This window comes from Microbacterium sp. lyk4-40-TSB-66 (assembly GCF_030209475.1).
Classification (GTDB): Bacteria; Actinomycetota; Actinomycetes; order Actinomycetales; family Microbacteriaceae; genus Microbacterium.
In genome coordinates, this window is the sequence record NZ_JARVRW010000001.1 from 166,127 (window position 1) to 183,059 (window position 16,933).

Below are 16,933 nucleotides of genomic sequence, written 5' to 3' on the forward strand. Positions count from 1 at the left end.
GAGCGTACGCCGGATTCCGCCCGAGAGGGCGGCGTCACGTGTACGTGGTGGTCAGCGCCAGATGACCGCGAGGCCGGCGTTCACCAGCGTCAGGATGCCGACCGGCCAGAACAGCGCCGGGGGCAGCGAGCCCGTGCGCTTCTGCCGCGCCGAGCCGATTCCGATCAGCGCGCCGATCACGAGCAGGATGACGAGTTTGACGCCGATCTTGACGTAGTTGAGGTCGTGGTCGAGGCCCCACGGCGCCGACAGGATGAGGCCGGTCAGCAGCGAGATGCCCAGCGCGGAGTTCATCAGCCGCGTCACGCGCACGCGTCGGGCGACCGCCTCGACGGTCCACGCGCCGAAGAGCACGGCGAAGCCGACGAGGTGCACGAGGACGACGACGTCACGCAGAATCTCCATACCCGCCAGGGTAGGGACGCCACGGCCCCCGTCGCCAGCAAGGGGGGCCTCAGCCCCGCAGCGCCGCGTTCGGGGCGGCCGATGTGCACCGGGGCGTTCGTTGCTCGCCCCGCTGCACATTGCGTGCCCCGGTCGGCGTGAGCCCTCGACCCGCCGCTGTCAGCCGCGCAGCTCCCGCAGCACGAGGGCGGTGCGGATCGCAGCGTCCGCGGCCTCCTCGCCCTTGTCCTCCTTCGAGCCCTCGAGCCCCGCGCGGTCGAGGCCCTGCTGCTCGTCGTCGAGGGTCAGCACGCCGAAGCCGACGGGCTTGCCCGCGTCGAGGGCGACGCGCGTCAGGCCGTCGGTCGCCGCCGACGACACGAACTCGAAGTGCGGCGTCCCGCCCCGGATGATCACGCCGAGGGCGACGACGGCATCCGCCCCGCCGTCGAACGCGGCCCGCGCGGCCACGGGCAGCTCGAACGAGCCCGGGACCCGCACGACGCGGTAGGTGGCACCCGTGGCATCCAGGATCCGCTTCGCGCCCGCGATGAGCCCGTCGGTGATCACCTCGTGCCAGGTGCCGGCGACGACGACGATGTTCAGGTCGGAGGCGTCGACGCCTCCGGTCTCGGGTGCTCCACTGCCGGCCATCAGGCGCTCTCTTCCTTCGCGTGCGCGAGCGCGTCGCGCAGGTCGTCCTCGCCGATGATGTGGCCCATGCGGTCACGCTTCGTCTCGAGGTACTGGTGGTTGTTGGGGCCGACGCCGACGAGGAGGGGCACCTGCTCGACGACGTCGAGGCCGAAGCCGCGCAGCTGCGCGACCTTGTCGGTGTTGTTCGTCAGCAGGCGGACCTTGTCGACCCCGAGGTCGGCGAGGATGCCGGCGGCGGCGGCGTAATCGCGGGCGTCGGCGGGCAGGCCCAGGGCCAGATTGGCATCCACGGTATCCATGCCGCGCTCCTGCAGGTTGTACGCGCGCAGCTTGTTGATCAGCCCGATGCCACGGCCCTCGTGGCCGCGCATGTAGATGACGATGCCGCCGTTGCGGTCGATGGTGTCGAGCGCGGCCTCCAGTTGGGGCCCGCACTCGCACTTCAGCGACCCGAACGCCTCGCCGGTCAGGCATTCCGAGTGCACCCGCACGAGGGGTGCGGACTCCGTGAGGTCGCCCGAGACGACGGCGAGGTGATCGGTGCCCGTGATCCGGTCCTTGTAGGCGAGGAAGCGGAAGGTCCCGTGCGAGGTGGGCACGTTCGACTCGGCGCGCAGGCTCACGCGGCGACGCGCGGGGGTGGCCGCCGGCAGCGGGTCGGTGTCGTTGAGGTAGGCGATCAGCTGCTCGATCGTGATGACCGGGATGCCGTCGCGCTCGCCGAGCTCGAAGAGCCCGGGCAGCCGCATCATGCTGCCGTCGTCGGCCACCACCTCGGCGATCGCGCCGACCGGTTCGAGGCCCGCAAGCCGCATGAGGTCGACGGCGGCCTCGGTGTGCCCCGCCCGCTCGCGCACGCCTCCGTCGACGGCCCGGAGGGGGAGGACGTGCCCGGGACGGATGAGGCTCGTCGGCGCCGACTCCGGGTCGGCGAGCACGTTGAGGGTGCGGGAGCGGTCGGCGGCGCTGATGCCCGTCGTGACCCCGGATGCCGCGTCGACGCTCACCGTGTAGGCGGTGCCGCGGGCGTCCTGGTTCACCTCGACCATCGGGGGGAGGTCGAGGCGGTCGGCCCACTCGCCGGGCATCGGCGCGCAGACGTAGCCGCTCGACCAGCGGACCGTCCAGGCCAGCCACTCGGGGGTGGCGAGCTGCGCCGAGATGATGACGTCGCCCTCGTTCTCACGGTTCTCGTCGTCGGCGACCAGGATGGGCCGCCCCTGACGCAGGGCCTCCAGGGCCTCGGGGATGGTGGACAGGCTCATGCGGAGCCCCTCTCGGTCGTTGCGGCCGTGGCCGCGGGGTTCTCTTCGTCTCCGCCGGACGCGCCGGCGGTCGTACGGAAGGCGAGCATGCGTTGCACGTGCCGCGCCAGGATGTCGGTCTCGAGGTTGACGGGGGTTCCGGCCTTCGCCGCTCCGAGTGTGGTCGCCGCCAGGGTCTCGGGGATCAACGACACCTCGAGCCACGGCTGCGGGTCGGGGGCCTCGCTGACGGCGCTGACGGTGAGCGAGACCCCATCGATCGCTATCGAGCCCTTGTCGACGACGAGGGGCGCCAGGTGAGGCGGGATGCCGACCCGGACGACGCTCCACTGAGCGCCAGGGCGCACCTCGCGAACGATCCCCGTGCCGTCGATGTGTCCCTGCACGATGTGCCCGCCCAGACGTCCGTGCGCGGCCGTCGCCCTCTCGAGGTTGACGGCGCGCCCCGGTGCCACGTCGACGAGGGTCGACATGTCGAGGGTCTGCTTCATGACGTCGGCGGTGAACCAGTCGTCGCCCTGGTCGACGACGGTGAGGCAGACGCCGCTGACCGAGATCGAGTCGCCGTGCCCGGCATCCGACACCGACAGGGGGGCTCGCAGCGTGAGTCGCACGCCGTCGCCCGAGGGCTCGACGGCGGTGACGGCGCCGATCTCTTCAACGATTCCGGTGAACATCAGGCGTCTCCTTCGTGCGCGCGCGCGGTCGCGCGGGCGGGTTCTGCGGGGGCGATCTCGTCGTGCGCGCCGGACGGCTCCGTCGACGCGTGCGGGGGAGCGGCGTCCTGTGTCGGCGCGGGGCGCGCGACGATCAGCAGGTCGTCGCCGAGGTTCTCGATGGATGCCACCGCGAGACGCCGCGCCTCGTCGATCGTCGAGACACCCACATCGCCGACGGCGAGGCGCGACCCGCCCAGCAGCACCGGGGCGACGTAGACGAGCAGCTCGTCGGCGAGCCCGCCGCGCACGAATGCGCTCGCCAGCGTCGGGCCACCCTCGACGAACACCCGTTGAACGCCCTGCTCGGCGAGATCGGCGAGCACCGCGGGCAGGTCGTGGGTGGCGTAGAAGAGCGGCTCCCGCGGATGACGGCGCACCGCGGCATCCGGAGCCGTCTCGCTCTCGCCGATGATCACCGGGATGGGTTGGGTCTCGAGCAACGAGCCGTCTTCGGTGCGCGCGGTGAGCGCGGGATCGTCGGCGCGGACGGTGCCGGTGCCGGCGACGATCGCGTCGGCCTGCGCACGGCGGGCGTGCACGTCGCGGCGGGCGGCGGGTCCGGTGATCCATTGGCTCGTACCGTCGGCGGCGGCGGCACGGCCGTCGAGGCTCTGCGCCCACTTGACGGTGACGTGCGGGCGTCCGGTGCGCTGCAGCGCCACCCAGTCGCCGACCAGCTCGGCGGCGGCGACGGCCTCGGGTCCGCTCTCCACGTCCACGCCGGAGCCACGCAGGCGGTCGGCTCCACCGGCCGCGGCATCGGTGGGGTCGTCGAGGGCGTAGACCACTCGCGCCACCCCGGCGTCGATGAGGGCCTGTGCGCACGGACCCGTCCGGCCGGTGTGGTTGCACGGCTCGAGGGTGACGACGGCGGTGGCGCCGCGGGCGGCTCCCGGCGTCAGCTGCGACAGGGCGTCGACCTCGGCGTGCGCCGTGCCCGCTCCGCGATGGAAACCTTCCGCGAGGATGTCTCCCGCGGGGGAGAGGACGACGGCACCGACCTGCGGGTTCAGCCCGCGCGGGCCGCGCCGGGCGAGCTGCAGCGCTCGCCGCATGGCGTCGATCTCGACGGCGGATGCCATTTCCCTGTCCTTCCCGCGGTGTCGGGGCAGGGCCAGCGGGAAGGCGCGACGCGCCATCCGTGCTGCCTCCTATCCGGACTAGCGAGGGAGGACCCCCGCATCACCGTCGGTCCCGGAATTCCACCGGATCGGCCCCACCGCTGAGAGCGGAGGGGTTCGCGGACTGTCACCGCCGGTTCGGATTCCCACCGACCCCGGAGCACGTTGTTGCACTTCTGAGTGTAGTGAACGCGCCCCGCACGGTTTCATTCCCCGACACGGATGGACACGCACGGGCGTCCGTGAAAGGCGAGGATGACGAGGGACGCGTCGGGGTGTCAACCGGTGACGCCGCCCGGGTCGGCGTCGCGCGCACCGGGTGGGGAGGAGGGAATCCGACCGTGCGTGCATTTCCCCGCCGCGGAACGGATCTTGGATCCTTATCAAAGAATCCCGTCTTCGTCACCTGGTTGAAACGTTCTGCCCCTATCCTGTCCAGTGGCGGATTTCCTATCTCTCCGCCCAGAATCTTTCGCGAGGGTAGAGGGAATGGCTTTGAAGATCTTCCGTCCCGCGAGTGCGATGGTGGCTGTGGCCGCCGTCCTGCTCGCCGGTGTGGTCGGTGCGGCACCGGCGTCGGCAGCGACGCGTCCCGCGGGCGACTACATCATCGGGCTCGCCGACGGCGTCGACGCGGTTGCACTCGCATCGCGCTACGGCGTCGACATCGACGACCGGTACACCGCCGCCTTGAACGGTTTCGCGGCGACGCTGACCGCAGCCGAGGCCACGGCCCTGGCGAACGACCGCCGCGTCAGCATCCTGACGGCCGACGTCGAGGTCGAGGGCTTCGCCCAGATGGACACCCCCACGCCCAAGACCGTTCAGGCGGACAAGGCGCCGCTGAACGTGGGCGACGGGGTGCAGACGCCCTGGACCGGACCCGCGGTCGCGGTGATCGACTCGGGCGTCAACCCGCACATCGACTACAACCTCGTCAAGGCGGTCAACTGCCTCGGCACCAGCGACGAGCGCGACGGCAACGGTCACGGCACCGGCGTCTCGGGTTACATCGCCGCCTACGACAATGATTTCGGCACGGTGGGCGTCGCCCCCGGCGCACCGATCTACTCGGTCCGGGTGATGGATGCCAAGAACAAGGGCACGCTTTCTTCGGTGCTCTGCGGTGTGGACTGGGTCGTCGCCAATGCAGCGACCTACAACATCAAGGTCGCCAACATGAGCCTCGGCTTCGAAGGCGTCGACGACGGCAACTGCGGTTACAGCAACGCCGACGCGCTCCACCAGTCCATCTGCCGGCTGACGTCGCAGGGCGTCGTCGTGGTATCCGGCGCAGGAAACGGCGCCACCGACCTGGGGCGTGTCCTCCCCGGCTCGTACGACGAGGTGCTGGTGGCGACCAACATGGCCGACTACGACGGCAAGCCCGGCGGACTGGCCGCGAGCACCTGCGGCCTGTCCACCAAGGACGACTCGCCCTGGTTGAACACGAACTACGCCGTCTCCGACGCCGACAAGGCCCACACGCTGGCCGCGCCCGGCACCTGCCCGTACACGACCCTCAAGGGTGACCGCTTCGGCTACATCCAGTCGGGCACGTCGATGGCGACCGCGGCGCTCAGCGGCGTCGTCCTCAACTGCTTCGTCACGGGCAACTGCTCCGGCATGACCACTCCGCAGGTCATCCGACAGGTCATGGCGCAGGCGTCCGCCGCCGACGCGAAGGGCCACACCTGGTTCGGCAGCCCGTCGGCCGCCGGAGCCTCGTCGAGCAAGTACTACGGCTACCTGGCCACGGTCGCGCCGACCGGCACCGTCCCGCAGCCGACCCCCACCCCGACCCCGACGCCGACTCCCACGCCGACGCCGACCGCCTCGCCCACGCCGACCGCGTCGCCGACTCCGTCGCCCACGCCGACGCGCACGCCCACTCCGACGCCGACCCCGTCGCCGACCGCCGGGCCGGACAAGACGGTGCCGACCACCTCGATCGTCAGCCCCACGACGGGATCGACCATCTCGGGTCGCGGTGACCTCGTCGCCTCGGCGAGCGACAACGTGGGCGTCACGGGCGTCAGCTTCTGGGCGGGCTCGACCAAGCTGGGAGACGCCGTGCGCGGCAGCGACGGCCTGTGGCGTACGACGCTGGACTCCAGCCAGTACCCGAAGGGTCGCTACCAGATCCGCTCGCGCGCGGTCGACGCCGCCGGCAACATCGGGTGGAGCCCGATTGTGACGATCGCGATCTCCTGACGTCCTGAGAACAGCGGCGGGCGGCACTTCGGTGTCGCCCGCCGCCGTCGTTCCCGGCGCCTGTGCCGTCGGTGCGCCCGGCCGCCGACGTGGGGCTCCGCCGTCGGGTGCGCCCGCCCGGGGGCGTGCGGCTCCGCCGTCGGGTGCGCCCGCACGGCGATGTGTGGCCCCGCCGTCGGGTATGCCCGGCCGGGGGCGTGCGGCTCCGCCCGCGGGTGCGCCCGCCTGAGGGCGCGCTCGTCGACCTACTTCAGCAGCCGGGAGAGTCGCCGGTCCGCCAGCAGCTTGCCGCCGGTCTGGCATGTGGGGCAGTACTCGAGGGAGTTGTCGGCGAAGAAGACGCTGCGCACCTCGTCGCCGCAGACCGGACACTGCTGACCGCGCCGCCCGTGCACGCGCATACCCCGCCGCTTGGCATCCTTCAATTCCGCCGGCGGCTTGCCGCGGGCCGCATCGATGGCCTCTGCGAGCGTCGTCGTCATCGCGACGAAGAGGCGGTCGACCTCGTCGTCGGTGAGGGTGGCGGCGAGGGCGTACGGCGACATCTTCGCCGCGTGCAGGATCTCGTCGGAGTATGCGTTGCCGACACCGGCGATGATCGACTGATCGCGCAGTACTCCCTTGATCTGCGTGCGCCGGCCGGTCAGCAGCGCGCCGAACTCCCGGCGGCCGAAGTCGTCGTCGAGGGGGTCGGGACCCAGGCGGGCGATGCCCGGCACCTCGTTCGGGTCGGTGACGGCGTACACGGCGAGCGACTTCTTCGTGCCCGCTTCGGTCAGGTCGAAGCCCGAGCCGTCGTCGAATCCCACCCGCAGGGCGATGGGCGTCTTGCCTGGCTTGATGAGTGTCGCGGGCAGCGCGTCGTACCAGCGCAGCCAGCCCGCCTTGGCGAGGTGGAAGACGAGATGGACGCCGCCGTCGGTGGCGATGTCGACGAACTTGCCGTGCCGGTCGACGCCCGTCACCGCCGCACCGACGAGGTCGGTCAGGGGAGGGGCGTAGGTCTTGAGCGCGTTGATCGCCGACACGGTGGCCTTGTCGAACCTGTGCCCCGTGAGGCGCCCGCGCAGGAATTCGACGAGCCCTTCGACCTCTGGCATCTCCGGCATGCGCCCATGCTCCCACGTGCCTCCGACATCGCGAACGGTCTTGCGTGCCTCAGTCGAGCGTCGGCCATGAAACCGGTGTCCGGTCGTCGCCGCGCAAAAGGCCGCCGATCCAGAGGTCGGCGCGCCCGAGCGCGTTGCTGTGCGCCTGTCGCAGCAGCCCCTCGTAGCGGAATCCCAGTGACCGGGCGACTCTTGCGGAGCCGACGTTGCCGACGACGGCGCGCCATTCGATGCGTTCGACGGCGGGGCGCTCCGCGGCGAACCCCCAGTCGATGACGGCGCGCGCCGCCTCGCTCGCGAACCCTTGTCGGCGGACGCCCGACGAGATCCAATACCCGAGCTCCGGCCCGCCGCTGTGCAGACGCGCCAGTCCGATCATCCCCCTCAGCGCGCCGTCCACCCGGATCGCCCACGTCGCTTCGGACCCCTCCGCCCACCATCGATGCGTCAGAGCCACGAACTCGTCGGCATCCGCCGGGAGGTAGGGCGAGGGAACGGTCGTGAAACGCTGGATCGCGGCATCCTGGCATTCCGCGTGGATGACGGCGGCGTCCGCCGCCTGGGGCGGCGACAGCTCGAGGCGGGCTGTGCACAGGGTCTCCGGTTCCATCCCGTCACGCTACCGGTGGCCGCCGCGGCCGCGCCCTGCCGCAGATTCGGGACTCCGTATCGGAATCGGATGCCACGCGCCGCAGCACCCGATTCCGGCGCGCCTCACCGATTCCGGTGCAGTCGTCGTCCGCGCTGAAAGACGACGCCCGCGCGACTCGAGAGGTCGCACGGGCGTCGGGGTGTCGAGGCGATCAGCCGCGGCGCAGGAGCCCGATGCGGTCGTAGACATCGGCGAGGGTCTTCTCGGCGACGGATGCCGCCTTGCCGGCGTTGACGGCCAGCACGCGGTCGAGCTCGGCGGGGTCGTCGAGCAGTTCGAGCGCTCGCTCGCGCACGGGCTCGAACTCGCTCACGACGACCTCGGCGAGGCCCTTCTTGAAGTCGCCGTACCCGCGGCCGGCGTACTCGTCTTCGATCGCGGTGATCTCGCGCCCGGTCAGCGCGGAGTAGATGACCAGGAGGTTCGAGACGCCGGGCTTCTCGTCGCGGTCGAAGCGCACAGCGCCCTCGGAGTCGGTGACGGCGCGCATGATCTTCTTCGCGCTCACCTTGGGCTCGTCGAGCATCCAGAGCACACCGGCGTCGGACTCGGCCGATTTCGACATCTTCGACGTGGGGTTCTGCAGGTCGTAGATGCGGGCGGTCTCGCGCTGGATCATCGGCTTCGGCATCGTGAACGTCTCACCGAAACGCTGGTTGAAGCGCTCCGCGAGGTCGCGGGTCAGCTCGATGTGCTGCTTCTGGTCGTCGCCGACGGGCACCACGTCCGTCTGGTACAGCAGGATGTCGGCGGCCATCAGCACCGGGTAGGTGAAGAGGCCGACGTTGGTGGCATCCGCTCCGTAGCGCGCCGACTTGTCCTTGAACTGGGTCATGCGCCCGGCCTCGCCGAAGCCCGTGAGGGTCGACAGCACCCACTGCAGCTCCGCGTGCGCGGGCACGTGCGACTGCACGTAGAGCGTCGAGCGCGAGGGCTCGATGCCCGCGGCGATGTACTGCGCGGCGGTGCGACGGGTCTTCTCGCGACGCTCGGCGGGGTCGCCGGGCTGGGTGAGAGCGTGCAGGTCGACCACGGAGAAGTACGCGTCGTACTGGTCTTGCAGCTCGCGCCACTGCAGGAGGGCTCCGATGTAGTTGCCGATCTGGAGGCTGTCGGCGGAGGGCTGCATTCCGGAGTAGAGGCGCTGCTGAGTCACCTCTCGATCCTAGGCGCCGCCACGCGGCGGTCGCGGCGTCGAGTGCCGGTCAGCGACCGAGCGTGTAGTCGACGATCACGGGGGAGTGGTCGCTCCAACGCGTGTCGTAGGACGGTGCCCGATCGACGCGGTATGCGGTGACACGCTCCGCCAGCGCCGGGGTGGCGACGTGGTAGTCGATCCGCCAGCCGCTGTCGGTGTCGAACGCCTTCCCGCGCATCGACCAGAACGTGTACGGCCCGTCGACCTCGCCCATCTCGCGGCGTCCGACATCGACCCAGCCGAGCCCCGTGCCGACCGAGCCGTCGACGCCCTCGACCTGCTCGCCCGCGGGCCCGAAGAAGCGGTCGAAATAGGCGCGCTCGCGGGGCAGGAAACCGGCGTTCTTGCGGTTGCCGCGCCAGTTCTTGATGTCGAGCTCGCGGTGGCCGACGTTCAGGTCGCCCAAGACGAGCGCGAGCTGCGTCGAGGCCTTCAGCTCGGAGAGGCGCTGCTCCATGGCATCCAGGAAGAGCCATTTCGCGTCTTGCTTGGGAGTGTCGACCTCGCCGCTGTGCACGTAGGCGCTCACGATGGTCACCGTCTCGCCGTCGATGTCGAAGTCGGTCTCGATCCACCGGCCGGACGCGTCGAGCGGCTCGGGACCGAGGTGGCTGCGCGTCTCGACGCCGGGCAGACGGCTGATGATCGCCACGCCCGCGCGGCCCTTCTGCAGCGACTCGTCGTTGACGATCTGCCAGCCGGGGAGGGCCTCGGCGAGCTGCTCGGCGGTCGCGCGGACCTCTTGCAGAGCGACGATGTCGGCACCCGAGGCGTCGAGCCACTCGGTCATGCCCTTGCGGACGGCGGCACGGATGCCATTGACGTTGACGGAGACGATGCGTACGGAACGGGGCACCCGACGAGCCTAACCGCGACCTCCGACATCGCCGCGGGCGCACTCCGGAACGACGACCGGCGCCCGCATGACCGGCGCCCGCTCGACCGGCGCCCGCATGACCGGCGCCCGCGTGACCGGCGCCCGCATGACCGGCGCCCGCATGACCGGCGCCCGCTCGACCGGCGCCAGGGCGCTCGCGGGTCGTCAGTCGGGGATGAGCGACATGCGGCGGGGAGCGGGGACGTCGGCCTCGGCGCGCGCCAGGGTCTTCTCGGCCGCCGCGAGTCGCCGCCGCGCGCGCCAGCGCCACGGCCAGCGCGCGAGCGCCAGGGCCTTCTCGGCCTGGCGCACCCCGACCTGGGCCGCGATGACGAGCGCCGCCTGCTCCATGGCGCGGCGGTCCTCGGGGGAGCGAAGCGGCACGTCTTTATCGCCCGCGGCGACCGCGATCCAGGCGGCGGACACCAGGATGACGATGCCGATGAAACGGAACCACAGCAGGAATCCGATGAGCACCGTGAACGTGGACAGCAGGGGGTTCGTCGGCGTGTACACGACGAGGAAGCCGGCACCGATCTGCAGCAGCACCATTCCGGTCGCCCCGACCAGGGCCCCGGGCCACGCGCGTCGCCACGACAGGGTCGTGCCCGTGAGGAAACGGAAGAGCGCGGCCAGGGCGACCGTGTTGATCGCGAAGGCCACGACGAGCGACACGGCGCGCGCCCCGAGGATCCACCCGGCGGTCTCGCGGTTCCACCCGATGAGGCTGAAGACGAGGTCGATCGCTCCGGTCGTCACCGTGCCGAGCAGGGCACCGGCGAGTAGGGAGATGCCGAACAGGATGGAGGCGACGAAGTCGCGCGCCTTGAGCATGACGTAGTTGCGCATGTCGAACGGCAGCCCGAAGGTGTCGCGCACGGCGCGGCGGGTGAAGGTCACGAAGCCGATCGCCGTCCAGACCACCACGACCACGGCCACGAGCCCCGTGATCGTCAGCAGGCTGCCGCTCTGCTGCGTCGCCTCTTCGACCTGCTCGGGCTTGACGAGACCGTTGTCGCTGATGAGACCGGGGATGTAGCTGTTGACGATGCGGATGAGCCCGACGACGGCGGTGGTGCTCCCACCGAGCCACAGACCGACGGCGGCGAACGCGAGATACAGCGCCGAGAAGACCGCGAACAGCGCCTGATAGCTCATCCCCGCGGCCAGCAGGAAGCCGTTGTGCTGCAGGAAGTGCCGCCACACCCGGATGGGGAACCACTGCGCGATCTTCGCGGCGCGGGCGATGGGCTGGTCGAGACGCTCCCGCACGGCCGTCTGCGCGGCCTCGAGCCGATCGCGCAGAGACGTGTCGTCGTCCCGCACCGCGGGCAGCGGGCGCGCGTCGTGGCGGTTCTCGGTCACGCTTCGAGCCTAATGAATGGATGCCACGACGCTCCGCGCGGCGTCGGGCGCCGTGGCATCCGTCGTCCTCCGCTCGCAAGATGTCGCGATCCTCGCATCCGCGGCGCGGGATTCTGCGAGCAGACCGCGTTCTTGCGAGGGACGGGACCGGATGAATGCCGTGCACCGTCGCCCGCGCGGAGCCGAGCGCCGTGGCATCCGTCGTCTTCCGCTCGCAGAATGTCGCGATCCTCGCAGTCGTCGCGCACGTTTCTGCGAGCAAACCGCGTTCTTGCGAGGAGCGGGACCAAATGGATGCCGTTGCGCGGAACCCTGCCAGGAGACCGATCATCTGCGAGGAACGCGCAGCACCGGCCGCCGCGCACGGGAACGCCGAACGGCGGGGCGCCTGAGCGCACCCGCCGTTCGAGAGGGGAAGGGTCAGCGACCGCCGCGGAGGACCGCCTGCTTGACCTCGGCGATGGCCTTGGTGACCTCGATGCCGCGGGGGCACGCCTCGGTGCAGTTGAAGGTGGTGCGGCAGCGCCACACGCCTTCTTTGTCGTTGAGGATGTCGAGGCGCACGTCGCCCGCGTCATCGCGCGAGTCGAAGATGAAGCGGTGCGCGTTCACGATCGCGGCGGGCCCGAAGTACTGCCCGTCGGTCCAGAAGACGGGGCACGAGGAGGTGCACGCGGCGCACAGGATGCACTTGGTGGTGTCGTCGAAGACCTCGCGGTCGACGATCGACTGCACGCGCTCCTTGCCCGGCTCGGGCTTGGAGTTCGCGATCAGGAAGGGCTGCACCTCGCGGTAGGAGGCGAAGAACGGCTCCATGTCGACGATGAGGTCCTTCTCGAGCGGCAGGCCCTTGATCGCCTCGACGTAGATCGGCTGCGAGATGTCGAGGTCCTTGATCAACGTCTTGCAGGCCAAGCGGTTGCGGCCGTTGATGCGCATGGCATCCGATCCGCAGATGCCGTGCGCGCACGAGCGGCGGAACGACAGCGATCCGTCGGTCTCCCACTTGATCTTGTGCAGCGCGTCGAGCACGCGGTCGGTGGAGTACAGCTCCACGTCGTAGTCGACCCAACGCGGTTCGTCGTCGACCTCGGGGTCGAAACGGCGGATGTTGAAGGTGACGAGGAACGACTGGATCCCGGTGTCCTCCGGGGTCTGCTCGACCTCATCGGAGACGTCGACGTTCTCGAGAACGGTGGATGCCATCTCAGTACTTCCTCTCCAGCGGCGGGTAGCGCAGCTCCCCGGCCTCGTTCTTGGTGAACACCACGGGCTTCCAGCCGAGTTCGATGTGATCGGCGGGGTGCGACGAGTGCGGGTCTCCCGACAGGTACGCCATGGTGTGCTGCATGTACTTCTCGTCGTCGCGCGTGGGGAAGTCGTCGCGCATGTGACCGCCACGGCTCTCTTCGCGGTTCTGCGCCGAGTAGACGACGACCTCGGCCAGGTCGAGCAGGAAGCCGAGCTCGACGGCCTCGAGCAGGTCGGTGTTGAAGCGCTTGCCCTTGTCGTCGACGTGGATGTTCTTGTAGCGCTCGCGGAGATCCGCGATGACGTCCATCACGTGGGCGAGGGACTCGTGCGTGCGGAACACCTGCGCGCCCTTGTCCATCTCGTCCTGCAGCGTCTTTCGGAGGACGGCGATGCGCTCGGTGCCGCCGTTGTTGCGGAGGCCCTCGATGAGCCCGCGCACCTCGGCGGCGGGGTCTTCGGGCAGCGGAACGAAGTCGGCCGTCTTGACGTACTCGACGGCGTTGCGGCCGGCGCGCTTGCCGAAGACGTTGATGTCGAGCAGCGAGTTGGTGCCGAGACGGTTCGAGCCGTGCACCGAGACGCAGGCGCACTCGCCCGCGGCGTAGAGGCCCGGAACGACGGTGTCGTTGTCGGCGAGCACCTCGGCCTTGATGTTGGTGGGGATGCCGCCCATCGCATAGTGCGCGGTCGGCATGACCGGCACGGGCTCGACGACCGGGTCGACGCCGAGGTAGGTGCGGGCGAACTCGGTGATGTCGGGGAGCTTCGTCTCGAGCACCTCGGCGCCCAGGTGCGTGCAGTCCAGCAGCACGTAGTCGCGGTGGGGTCCCGCGCCACGGCCCTCGGCGACCTCTTGCACCATGCAACGGGCGACGATGTCACGCGGTGCGAGGTCTTTGATGGTGGGGGCGTAGCGCTCCATGAAGCGCTCACCGCTGGCGTTGCGCAGGATCGCGCCCTCACCTCGGGCGCCCTCCGTCAGCAGGATGCCGAGACCGGCGAGGCCGGTGGGGTGGAACTGGAAGAACTCCATGTCCTCCAGGGGGAGGCCCTTGCGCCACACGATGCCGACGCCGTCACCGGTGAGGGTGTGGGCGTTGGAGGTGGTCTTGAAGATCTTGCCGAAGCCGCCGGTGGCGAAGATCACGGCCTTCGCCTGGAAGACGTGCAGCTCGCCCGTGGCGAGGTCGTAGGCGACGACGCCCGAGACCTGGGTCTTGCCCGCCGCGTCCTTCACCGTGATGAGGTCGAGCACGTAGAACTCGTTGAAGAAGTTGATGCCGAGCTTGACGCAGTTCTGGAACAGCGTCTGCAGGATCATGTGGCCGGTGCGGTCGGCGGCGTAGCACGCGCGGCGCACGGGGGTCTTGCCGTGGTCGGCGGTGTGCCCGCCGAAGCGGCGCTGGTCGATCTTGCCCTCGGGGGTGCGGTTGAACGGCAGGCCCATGTTCTCGAGGTCGATGACGGCGTCGATGGCCTCTTTGGCGAGGATCTCGGCGGCATCCTGGTCGACGAGGTAGTCGCCGCCCTTGATGGTGTCGAAGGTGTGCCACTCCCACGAGTCCTCTTCGACGTTGGCGAGCGCCGCCGCCATGCCGCCCTGCGCCGCACCGGTGTGCGAGCGGGTCGGGTAGAGCTTCGAGATCACGGCGGTCTTCGCGCCCGGGCCGGCTTCGATGGCCGCGCGCATACCCGCGCCGCCGGCACCGACGATGACGACGTCGAACTGGTGGTAGTGGACGCCGTCTTTGACGATCGAGTCCGAGGAAGTCTGGGTGCTCACGTGTGCGATGCCTCTGCTGTCAGGGGATGGAAGGGATGCCGTCGGCTCACGCCGCCTGGCACGCGTCCCAGAGGGAGCTGCTCTCGGTCACACCGATGCAGGGGTCGAAGGTGAACACGACGAGCGTGCCGAGCAGGATCAGGAAGCCCGCGGAGATCCACAGCGACCCGACGAGGATCTTGCGGATCGTGGCATTCGTGACGTAGTCGTTCACGATCGTGCGCATGCCGTTGGCGCCGTGGATGAGGGCGAGCCACAGCATCAGCACGTCCCACCACTGCCAGAACGGCGAGGCCAGCTTGCCCGCGACGAAGGCGAAGTCGATCTGGTGGATGCCGTCGTTCGTCATCAGGTTGACGAACAGGTGGCCGAAGATCAGGACGATCAGCAGCACGCCGGAGGCGCGCATGTAGATCCATCCCCACTTCTCGAGGTTGGAGCCCTTCTTGCGAACGCTGGGCGTGCGCGGGGCGGGGATCGTGGCGGCTTCTTGGGCGACGGACATCAGTGGCTCCCGGTGACGGCGCTGAAGACGTTGATCAGGTGGCGGGGGGTGAAACCGAGCATCGTGACGACCCAGAGGCCCAGCACGCCCCACCACAGCTGACGCTGGTGGCGCGTGGCCCACGGCCAGAAGTCGACCAGGATGATGCGCAGCCCGTTGAACGCGTGGTACGCGATCGCGCCGACCAGGGCCACCTCGCCGAGACCCATGATCGGGTTCTTGTAGGTGCCGATGACGGCGTCGTACGCCTCGGGCGACACGCGGATGAGCGCCGTGTCGAGGATGTGCACGAGGAGGAAGAAGAAGATCGCCACACCGGTGATGCGGTGCAGGACCCAGGACCACATGCCCTCTCGGCCGCGGTACAGCGTGCCGCGGGGCCTCTTCGAAGTGGTCGTTTTCACCGACGGCGTGGCACGTGCTGGTGCTGACACGGTCGTCCTCCCTGATCGAACACGGTGTGGGGGCCGACACCGGCCCCGAGCGTCACACGGGCGCCCCTGAATACTACGTCCGGGCTATGAACGCGGTGGATAAGGGGGGCCTAACTGTCTCTCGACATCGAGATAAATCGCAGCACGCCGATGGCCGTCTCTCACCCGGTTCGGAGCCGTCGGAGGGGACGAGTGCGGACCGCTAGGGTCGGAGCCATGTCAGATCGCGCTATCGACGACTTCTACGCCGTGATCCCCGCCGGAGGCATCGGCAGCCGCCTCTGGCCGCTCTCGCGCGCGGACGCGCCCAAGTTCCTCCACGACCTGACCGGGTCGGGCCAGACGCTGCTGCGCGACACGTGGGACCGTCTCGCTCCGCTGTCGGGTGAGGACCGCATCGCCGTCGTGACCGGCCGCGCCCACCGCGCCGCCGTCGAGCGTGAACTGCCGGGCGTGCCCGACCACAACGTCTTCCTCGAATCGGAGCCCCGCGACTCCTCGGCCGCCATCGGCCTGGCCGCGGCGATCCTCGTGCGCCGCGAGCCCGACGTCATCATCGGGTCCTTCGCGGCCGACCACGTCATCCGCCAGACCCGTCAGTTCGACTTCGCCGTGCGCCAGGCGGTCGCCGTCGCGCGCGCCGGATACATCTGCACCATCGGCATCCAGCCCTCCGAGGCATCGGTGGGCTTCGGCTACATCAAGAAGGCCGACGAGCTCATCGTCGACGGCGCCCCCGAGGCGTACACGGTCGAGCGGTTCGTCGAGAAGCCCGACCTCGACACGGCGAAGGAGTATTTCGCCGACCGCGCCTATCTCTGGAACGCCGGCATGTTCATCACGCGCGCCGACGTGCTGCTGGCCGAACTCGCCGTGAACGAGCCCGAGCTGCACGCGGGACTGCTCGAGCTCGCGGCGTCCTGGGACGACCGCGAGCGCCGCGGTCCCGCCGTCGACCGCATCTGGCCGGGCCTGAAGAAGATCGCCATCGACTACTCGGTCGCCGAGCCCGCGGCAGAGAAGGGGCGCCTGGCCGTCATCCCCGGGCACTTCGACTGGGACGACGTGGGCGACTTCGCCAGCCTGTCCAAGCTCAACTCCTCGGGAGGGCGCAACGAGCTCGCGATCCTCGGCGAGGACGCCCGCGTGCTCTCCGATTCGTCCAGCGGCATCGTCGTCTCGCAGACCAAGCGCGTGATCAGCCTCATCGGCGTGCGTGACATCGTCGTGGTCGACACCCCCGACGCCCTGCTCGTGACGACGACCGAGAATGCGCAGCGCGTCAAGGGCGTCGTCGACGCCCTGAAGCTCACGGGTCGCGGCGACGTCCTCTGAGAGGTCCAGCCGGCGGGCAGTGCCAGCGACTGATCGTGCCCGTCAAGGTCGACGCAGTGTC

At 69.9% G+C, this 16,933-nt stretch carries 16 protein-coding genes, 1 pseudogene and 1 riboswitch; of the genes and pseudogenes, 3 read left to right on the plus strand and 14 right to left on the minus strand.

Going from position 1 to position 16,933, the window contains the following annotated elements; translation table 11 throughout:
- Window positions 1-51 precede the first annotated feature (51 nt).
- The 5 genes from QRO03_RS00795 to ribD all read right to left on the minus strand — a co-directional run bounded on the left by QRO03_RS00795 (window position 52) and on the right by ribD (window position 4,107).
- Window positions 52-405 (minus strand): Fe-S protein, encoded by a 354-nt coding sequence (locus tag QRO03_RS00795; protein WP_285135625.1) that lies wholly within the window; start codon window positions 403-405, stop codon window positions 52-54.
- Window positions 406-564: 159 nt separating this feature from the next.
- Window positions 565-1,038 carry a 6,7-dimethyl-8-ribityllumazine synthase gene (ribH, locus tag QRO03_RS00800; protein WP_285135626.1) on the minus strand — a complete coding sequence of 158 codons (474 nt, stop codon included), beginning with the start codon at window positions 1,036-1,038 and terminating at the stop codon, window positions 565-567.
- Window positions 1,038-2,306, minus strand: coding sequence for a GTP cyclohydrolase II (gene ribA, locus QRO03_RS00805; RefSeq protein WP_285135627.1), 1,269 nt, complete (start codon window positions 2,304-2,306; stop codon window positions 1,038-1,040). The genes ribH and ribA overlap by 1 nt, the downstream gene beginning before the upstream one ends.
- A complete protein-coding gene (locus tag QRO03_RS00810; RefSeq protein WP_285135628.1) occupies window positions 2,303-2,983 on the minus strand; it encodes a riboflavin synthase in 681 nt (226 codons plus the stop codon). Before QRO03_RS00810 ends, ribA begins: the two co-directional genes overlap by 4 nt.
- A complete protein-coding gene (ribD, locus tag QRO03_RS00815) occupies window positions 2,983-4,107 on the minus strand; it encodes a bifunctional diaminohydroxyphosphoribosylaminopyrimidine deaminase/5-amino-6-(5-phosphoribosylamino)uracil reductase RibD (RefSeq protein ID WP_285135629.1) in 1,125 nt (374 codons plus the stop codon). The genes QRO03_RS00810 and ribD overlap by 1 nt, the downstream gene beginning before the upstream one ends.
- A 56-nt stretch (window positions 4,108-4,163) precedes the next feature.
- Window positions 4,164-4,313, minus strand: a riboswitch (FMN riboswitch).
- A gap of 322 nt (window positions 4,314-4,635) precedes the next feature.
- On the opposite strand from ribD, the gene QRO03_RS00820 reads away from it, so the two are divergent.
- Complete coding sequence (locus tag QRO03_RS00820; protein WP_285135630.1) at window positions 4,636-6,360, plus strand: S8 family serine peptidase; 1,725 nt, start codon at window positions 4,636-4,638, stop codon at window positions 6,358-6,360.
- Between the two features lie 245 nt (window positions 6,361-6,605).
- Here QRO03_RS00820 and QRO03_RS00825 read toward each other — a convergent pair whose 3' ends face one another.
- The 4 genes from QRO03_RS00825 to QRO03_RS00840 form a co-directional block, all read right to left on the minus strand.
- Complete coding sequence (locus QRO03_RS00825; RefSeq protein ID WP_285135631.1) at window positions 6,606-7,469, minus strand: Fpg/Nei family DNA glycosylase; 864 nt, start codon at window positions 7,467-7,469, stop codon at window positions 6,606-6,608.
- 49 nt (window positions 7,470-7,518) lie between these two features.
- Window positions 7,519-8,079 carry a GNAT family N-acetyltransferase gene (locus QRO03_RS00830; RefSeq protein ID WP_285135632.1) on the minus strand — a complete coding sequence of 187 codons (561 nt, stop codon included), beginning with the start codon at window positions 8,077-8,079 and terminating at the stop codon, window positions 7,519-7,521.
- Between the two features lie 193 nt (window positions 8,080-8,272).
- Entirely contained in the window at window positions 8,273-9,277 is a 1,005-nt protein-coding gene (gene trpS / locus QRO03_RS00835) for a tryptophan--tRNA ligase (protein ID WP_285135633.1), read from the minus strand.
- A 49-nt stretch (window positions 9,278-9,326) separates the two neighbouring features.
- Complete coding sequence (locus QRO03_RS00840) at window positions 9,327-10,175, minus strand: exodeoxyribonuclease III (protein ID WP_285135634.1); 849 nt, start codon at window positions 10,173-10,175, stop codon at window positions 9,327-9,329.
- A gap of 67 nt (window positions 10,176-10,242) precedes the next feature.
- Between QRO03_RS00840 and QRO03_RS16355 the strand changes: the two are divergent.
- Window positions 10,243-10,314, plus strand: a pseudogene (locus tag QRO03_RS16355) (hypothetical protein); the annotation flags it as partial.
- A 47-nt stretch (window positions 10,315-10,361) separates the two neighbouring features.
- On the opposite strand, the gene QRO03_RS00845 reads toward QRO03_RS16355, so the two are convergent.
- From QRO03_RS00845 to sdhC, 5 genes are all read right to left on the minus strand, one after another.
- Window positions 10,362-11,561, minus strand: a complete 1,200-nt coding sequence (locus QRO03_RS00845; RefSeq protein WP_285135635.1) for a YihY/virulence factor BrkB family protein — start codon at window positions 11,559-11,561, stop codon at window positions 10,362-10,364.
- 420 nt (window positions 11,562-11,981) lie between these two features.
- Window positions 11,982-12,767 (minus strand): succinate dehydrogenase iron-sulfur subunit, encoded by a 786-nt coding sequence (locus tag QRO03_RS00850; RefSeq protein WP_285135636.1) that lies wholly within the window; start codon window positions 12,765-12,767, stop codon window positions 11,982-11,984.
- A gap of 1 nt (window position 12,768) precedes the next feature.
- Complete coding sequence (gene sdhA / locus QRO03_RS00855; RefSeq protein ID WP_285135637.1) at window positions 12,769-14,598, minus strand: succinate dehydrogenase flavoprotein subunit; 1,830 nt, start codon at window positions 14,596-14,598, stop codon at window positions 12,769-12,771.
- A gap of 46 nt (window positions 14,599-14,644) precedes the next feature.
- On the minus strand, window positions 14,645-15,103 hold the full coding sequence (locus QRO03_RS00860) for a succinate dehydrogenase hydrophobic membrane anchor subunit (protein WP_285135638.1): 459 nt from the start codon (window positions 15,101-15,103) through the stop codon (window positions 14,645-14,647).
- On the minus strand, window positions 15,103-15,537 hold the full coding sequence (gene sdhC / locus QRO03_RS00865) for a succinate dehydrogenase, cytochrome b556 subunit (RefSeq protein ID WP_082485057.1): 435 nt from the start codon (window positions 15,535-15,537) through the stop codon (window positions 15,103-15,105). Before sdhC ends, QRO03_RS00860 begins: the two co-directional genes overlap by 1 nt.
- Window positions 15,538-15,753: 216 nt before the next feature.
- On the opposite strand from sdhC, the gene QRO03_RS00870 reads away from it, so the two are divergent.
- Window positions 15,754-16,872: a mannose-1-phosphate guanylyltransferase gene (locus QRO03_RS00870; RefSeq protein WP_285135639.1), complete on the plus strand. Its 1,119-nt coding sequence runs from the start codon at window positions 15,754-15,756 to the stop codon at window positions 16,870-16,872.
- Window positions 16,873-16,933: the final 61 nt, after the last annotated feature.

Excerpts from the sequence above, each read along its gene's own strand:
- QRO03_RS00820 (WP_285135630.1), top strand. The coding sequence starts at position 4,636 with ATGGCTTTGAAGATCTTCCGTCCCGCGAGTGCGATGGTGGCTGTGGCC.
- QRO03_RS00850 (WP_285135636.1), bottom strand. The coding sequence starts at position 12,767 with ATGGCATCCACCGTTCTCGAGAACGTCGACGTCTCCGATGAGGTCGAG.
- QRO03_RS00860 (WP_285135638.1), bottom strand. The coding sequence starts at position 15,103 with ATGTCCGTCGCCCAAGAAGCCGCCACGATCCCCGCCCCGCGCACGCCC.
- QRO03_RS00795 (WP_285135625.1), bottom strand. The coding sequence starts at position 405 with ATGGAGATTCTGCGTGACGTCGTCGTCCTCGTGCACCTCGTCGGCTTC.
- QRO03_RS00870 (WP_285135639.1), top strand. The coding sequence starts at position 15,754 with ATGTCAGATCGCGCTATCGACGACTTCTACGCCGTGATCCCCGCCGGA.
- QRO03_RS00830 (WP_285135632.1), bottom strand. The coding sequence starts at position 8,079 with ATGGAACCGGAGACCCTGTGCACAGCCCGCCTCGAGCTGTCGCCGCCC.
- QRO03_RS00825 (WP_285135631.1), bottom strand. The coding sequence starts at position 7,469 with ATGCCGGAGATGCCAGAGGTCGAAGGGCTCGTCGAATTCCTGCGCGGG.
- QRO03_RS00810 (WP_285135628.1), bottom strand. The coding sequence starts at position 2,983 with ATGTTCACCGGAATCGTTGAAGAGATCGGCGCCGTCACCGCCGTCGAG.
- ribD (WP_285135629.1), bottom strand. The coding sequence starts at position 4,107 with ATGGCATCCGCCGTCGAGATCGACGCCATGCGGCGAGCGCTGCAGCTC.
- ribH (WP_285135626.1), bottom strand. The coding sequence starts at position 1,038 with ATGGCCGGCAGTGGAGCACCCGAGACCGGAGGCGTCGACGCCTCCGAC.
- ribA (WP_285135627.1), bottom strand. The coding sequence starts at position 2,306 with ATGAGCCTGTCCACCATCCCCGAGGCCCTGGAGGCCCTGCGTCAGGGG.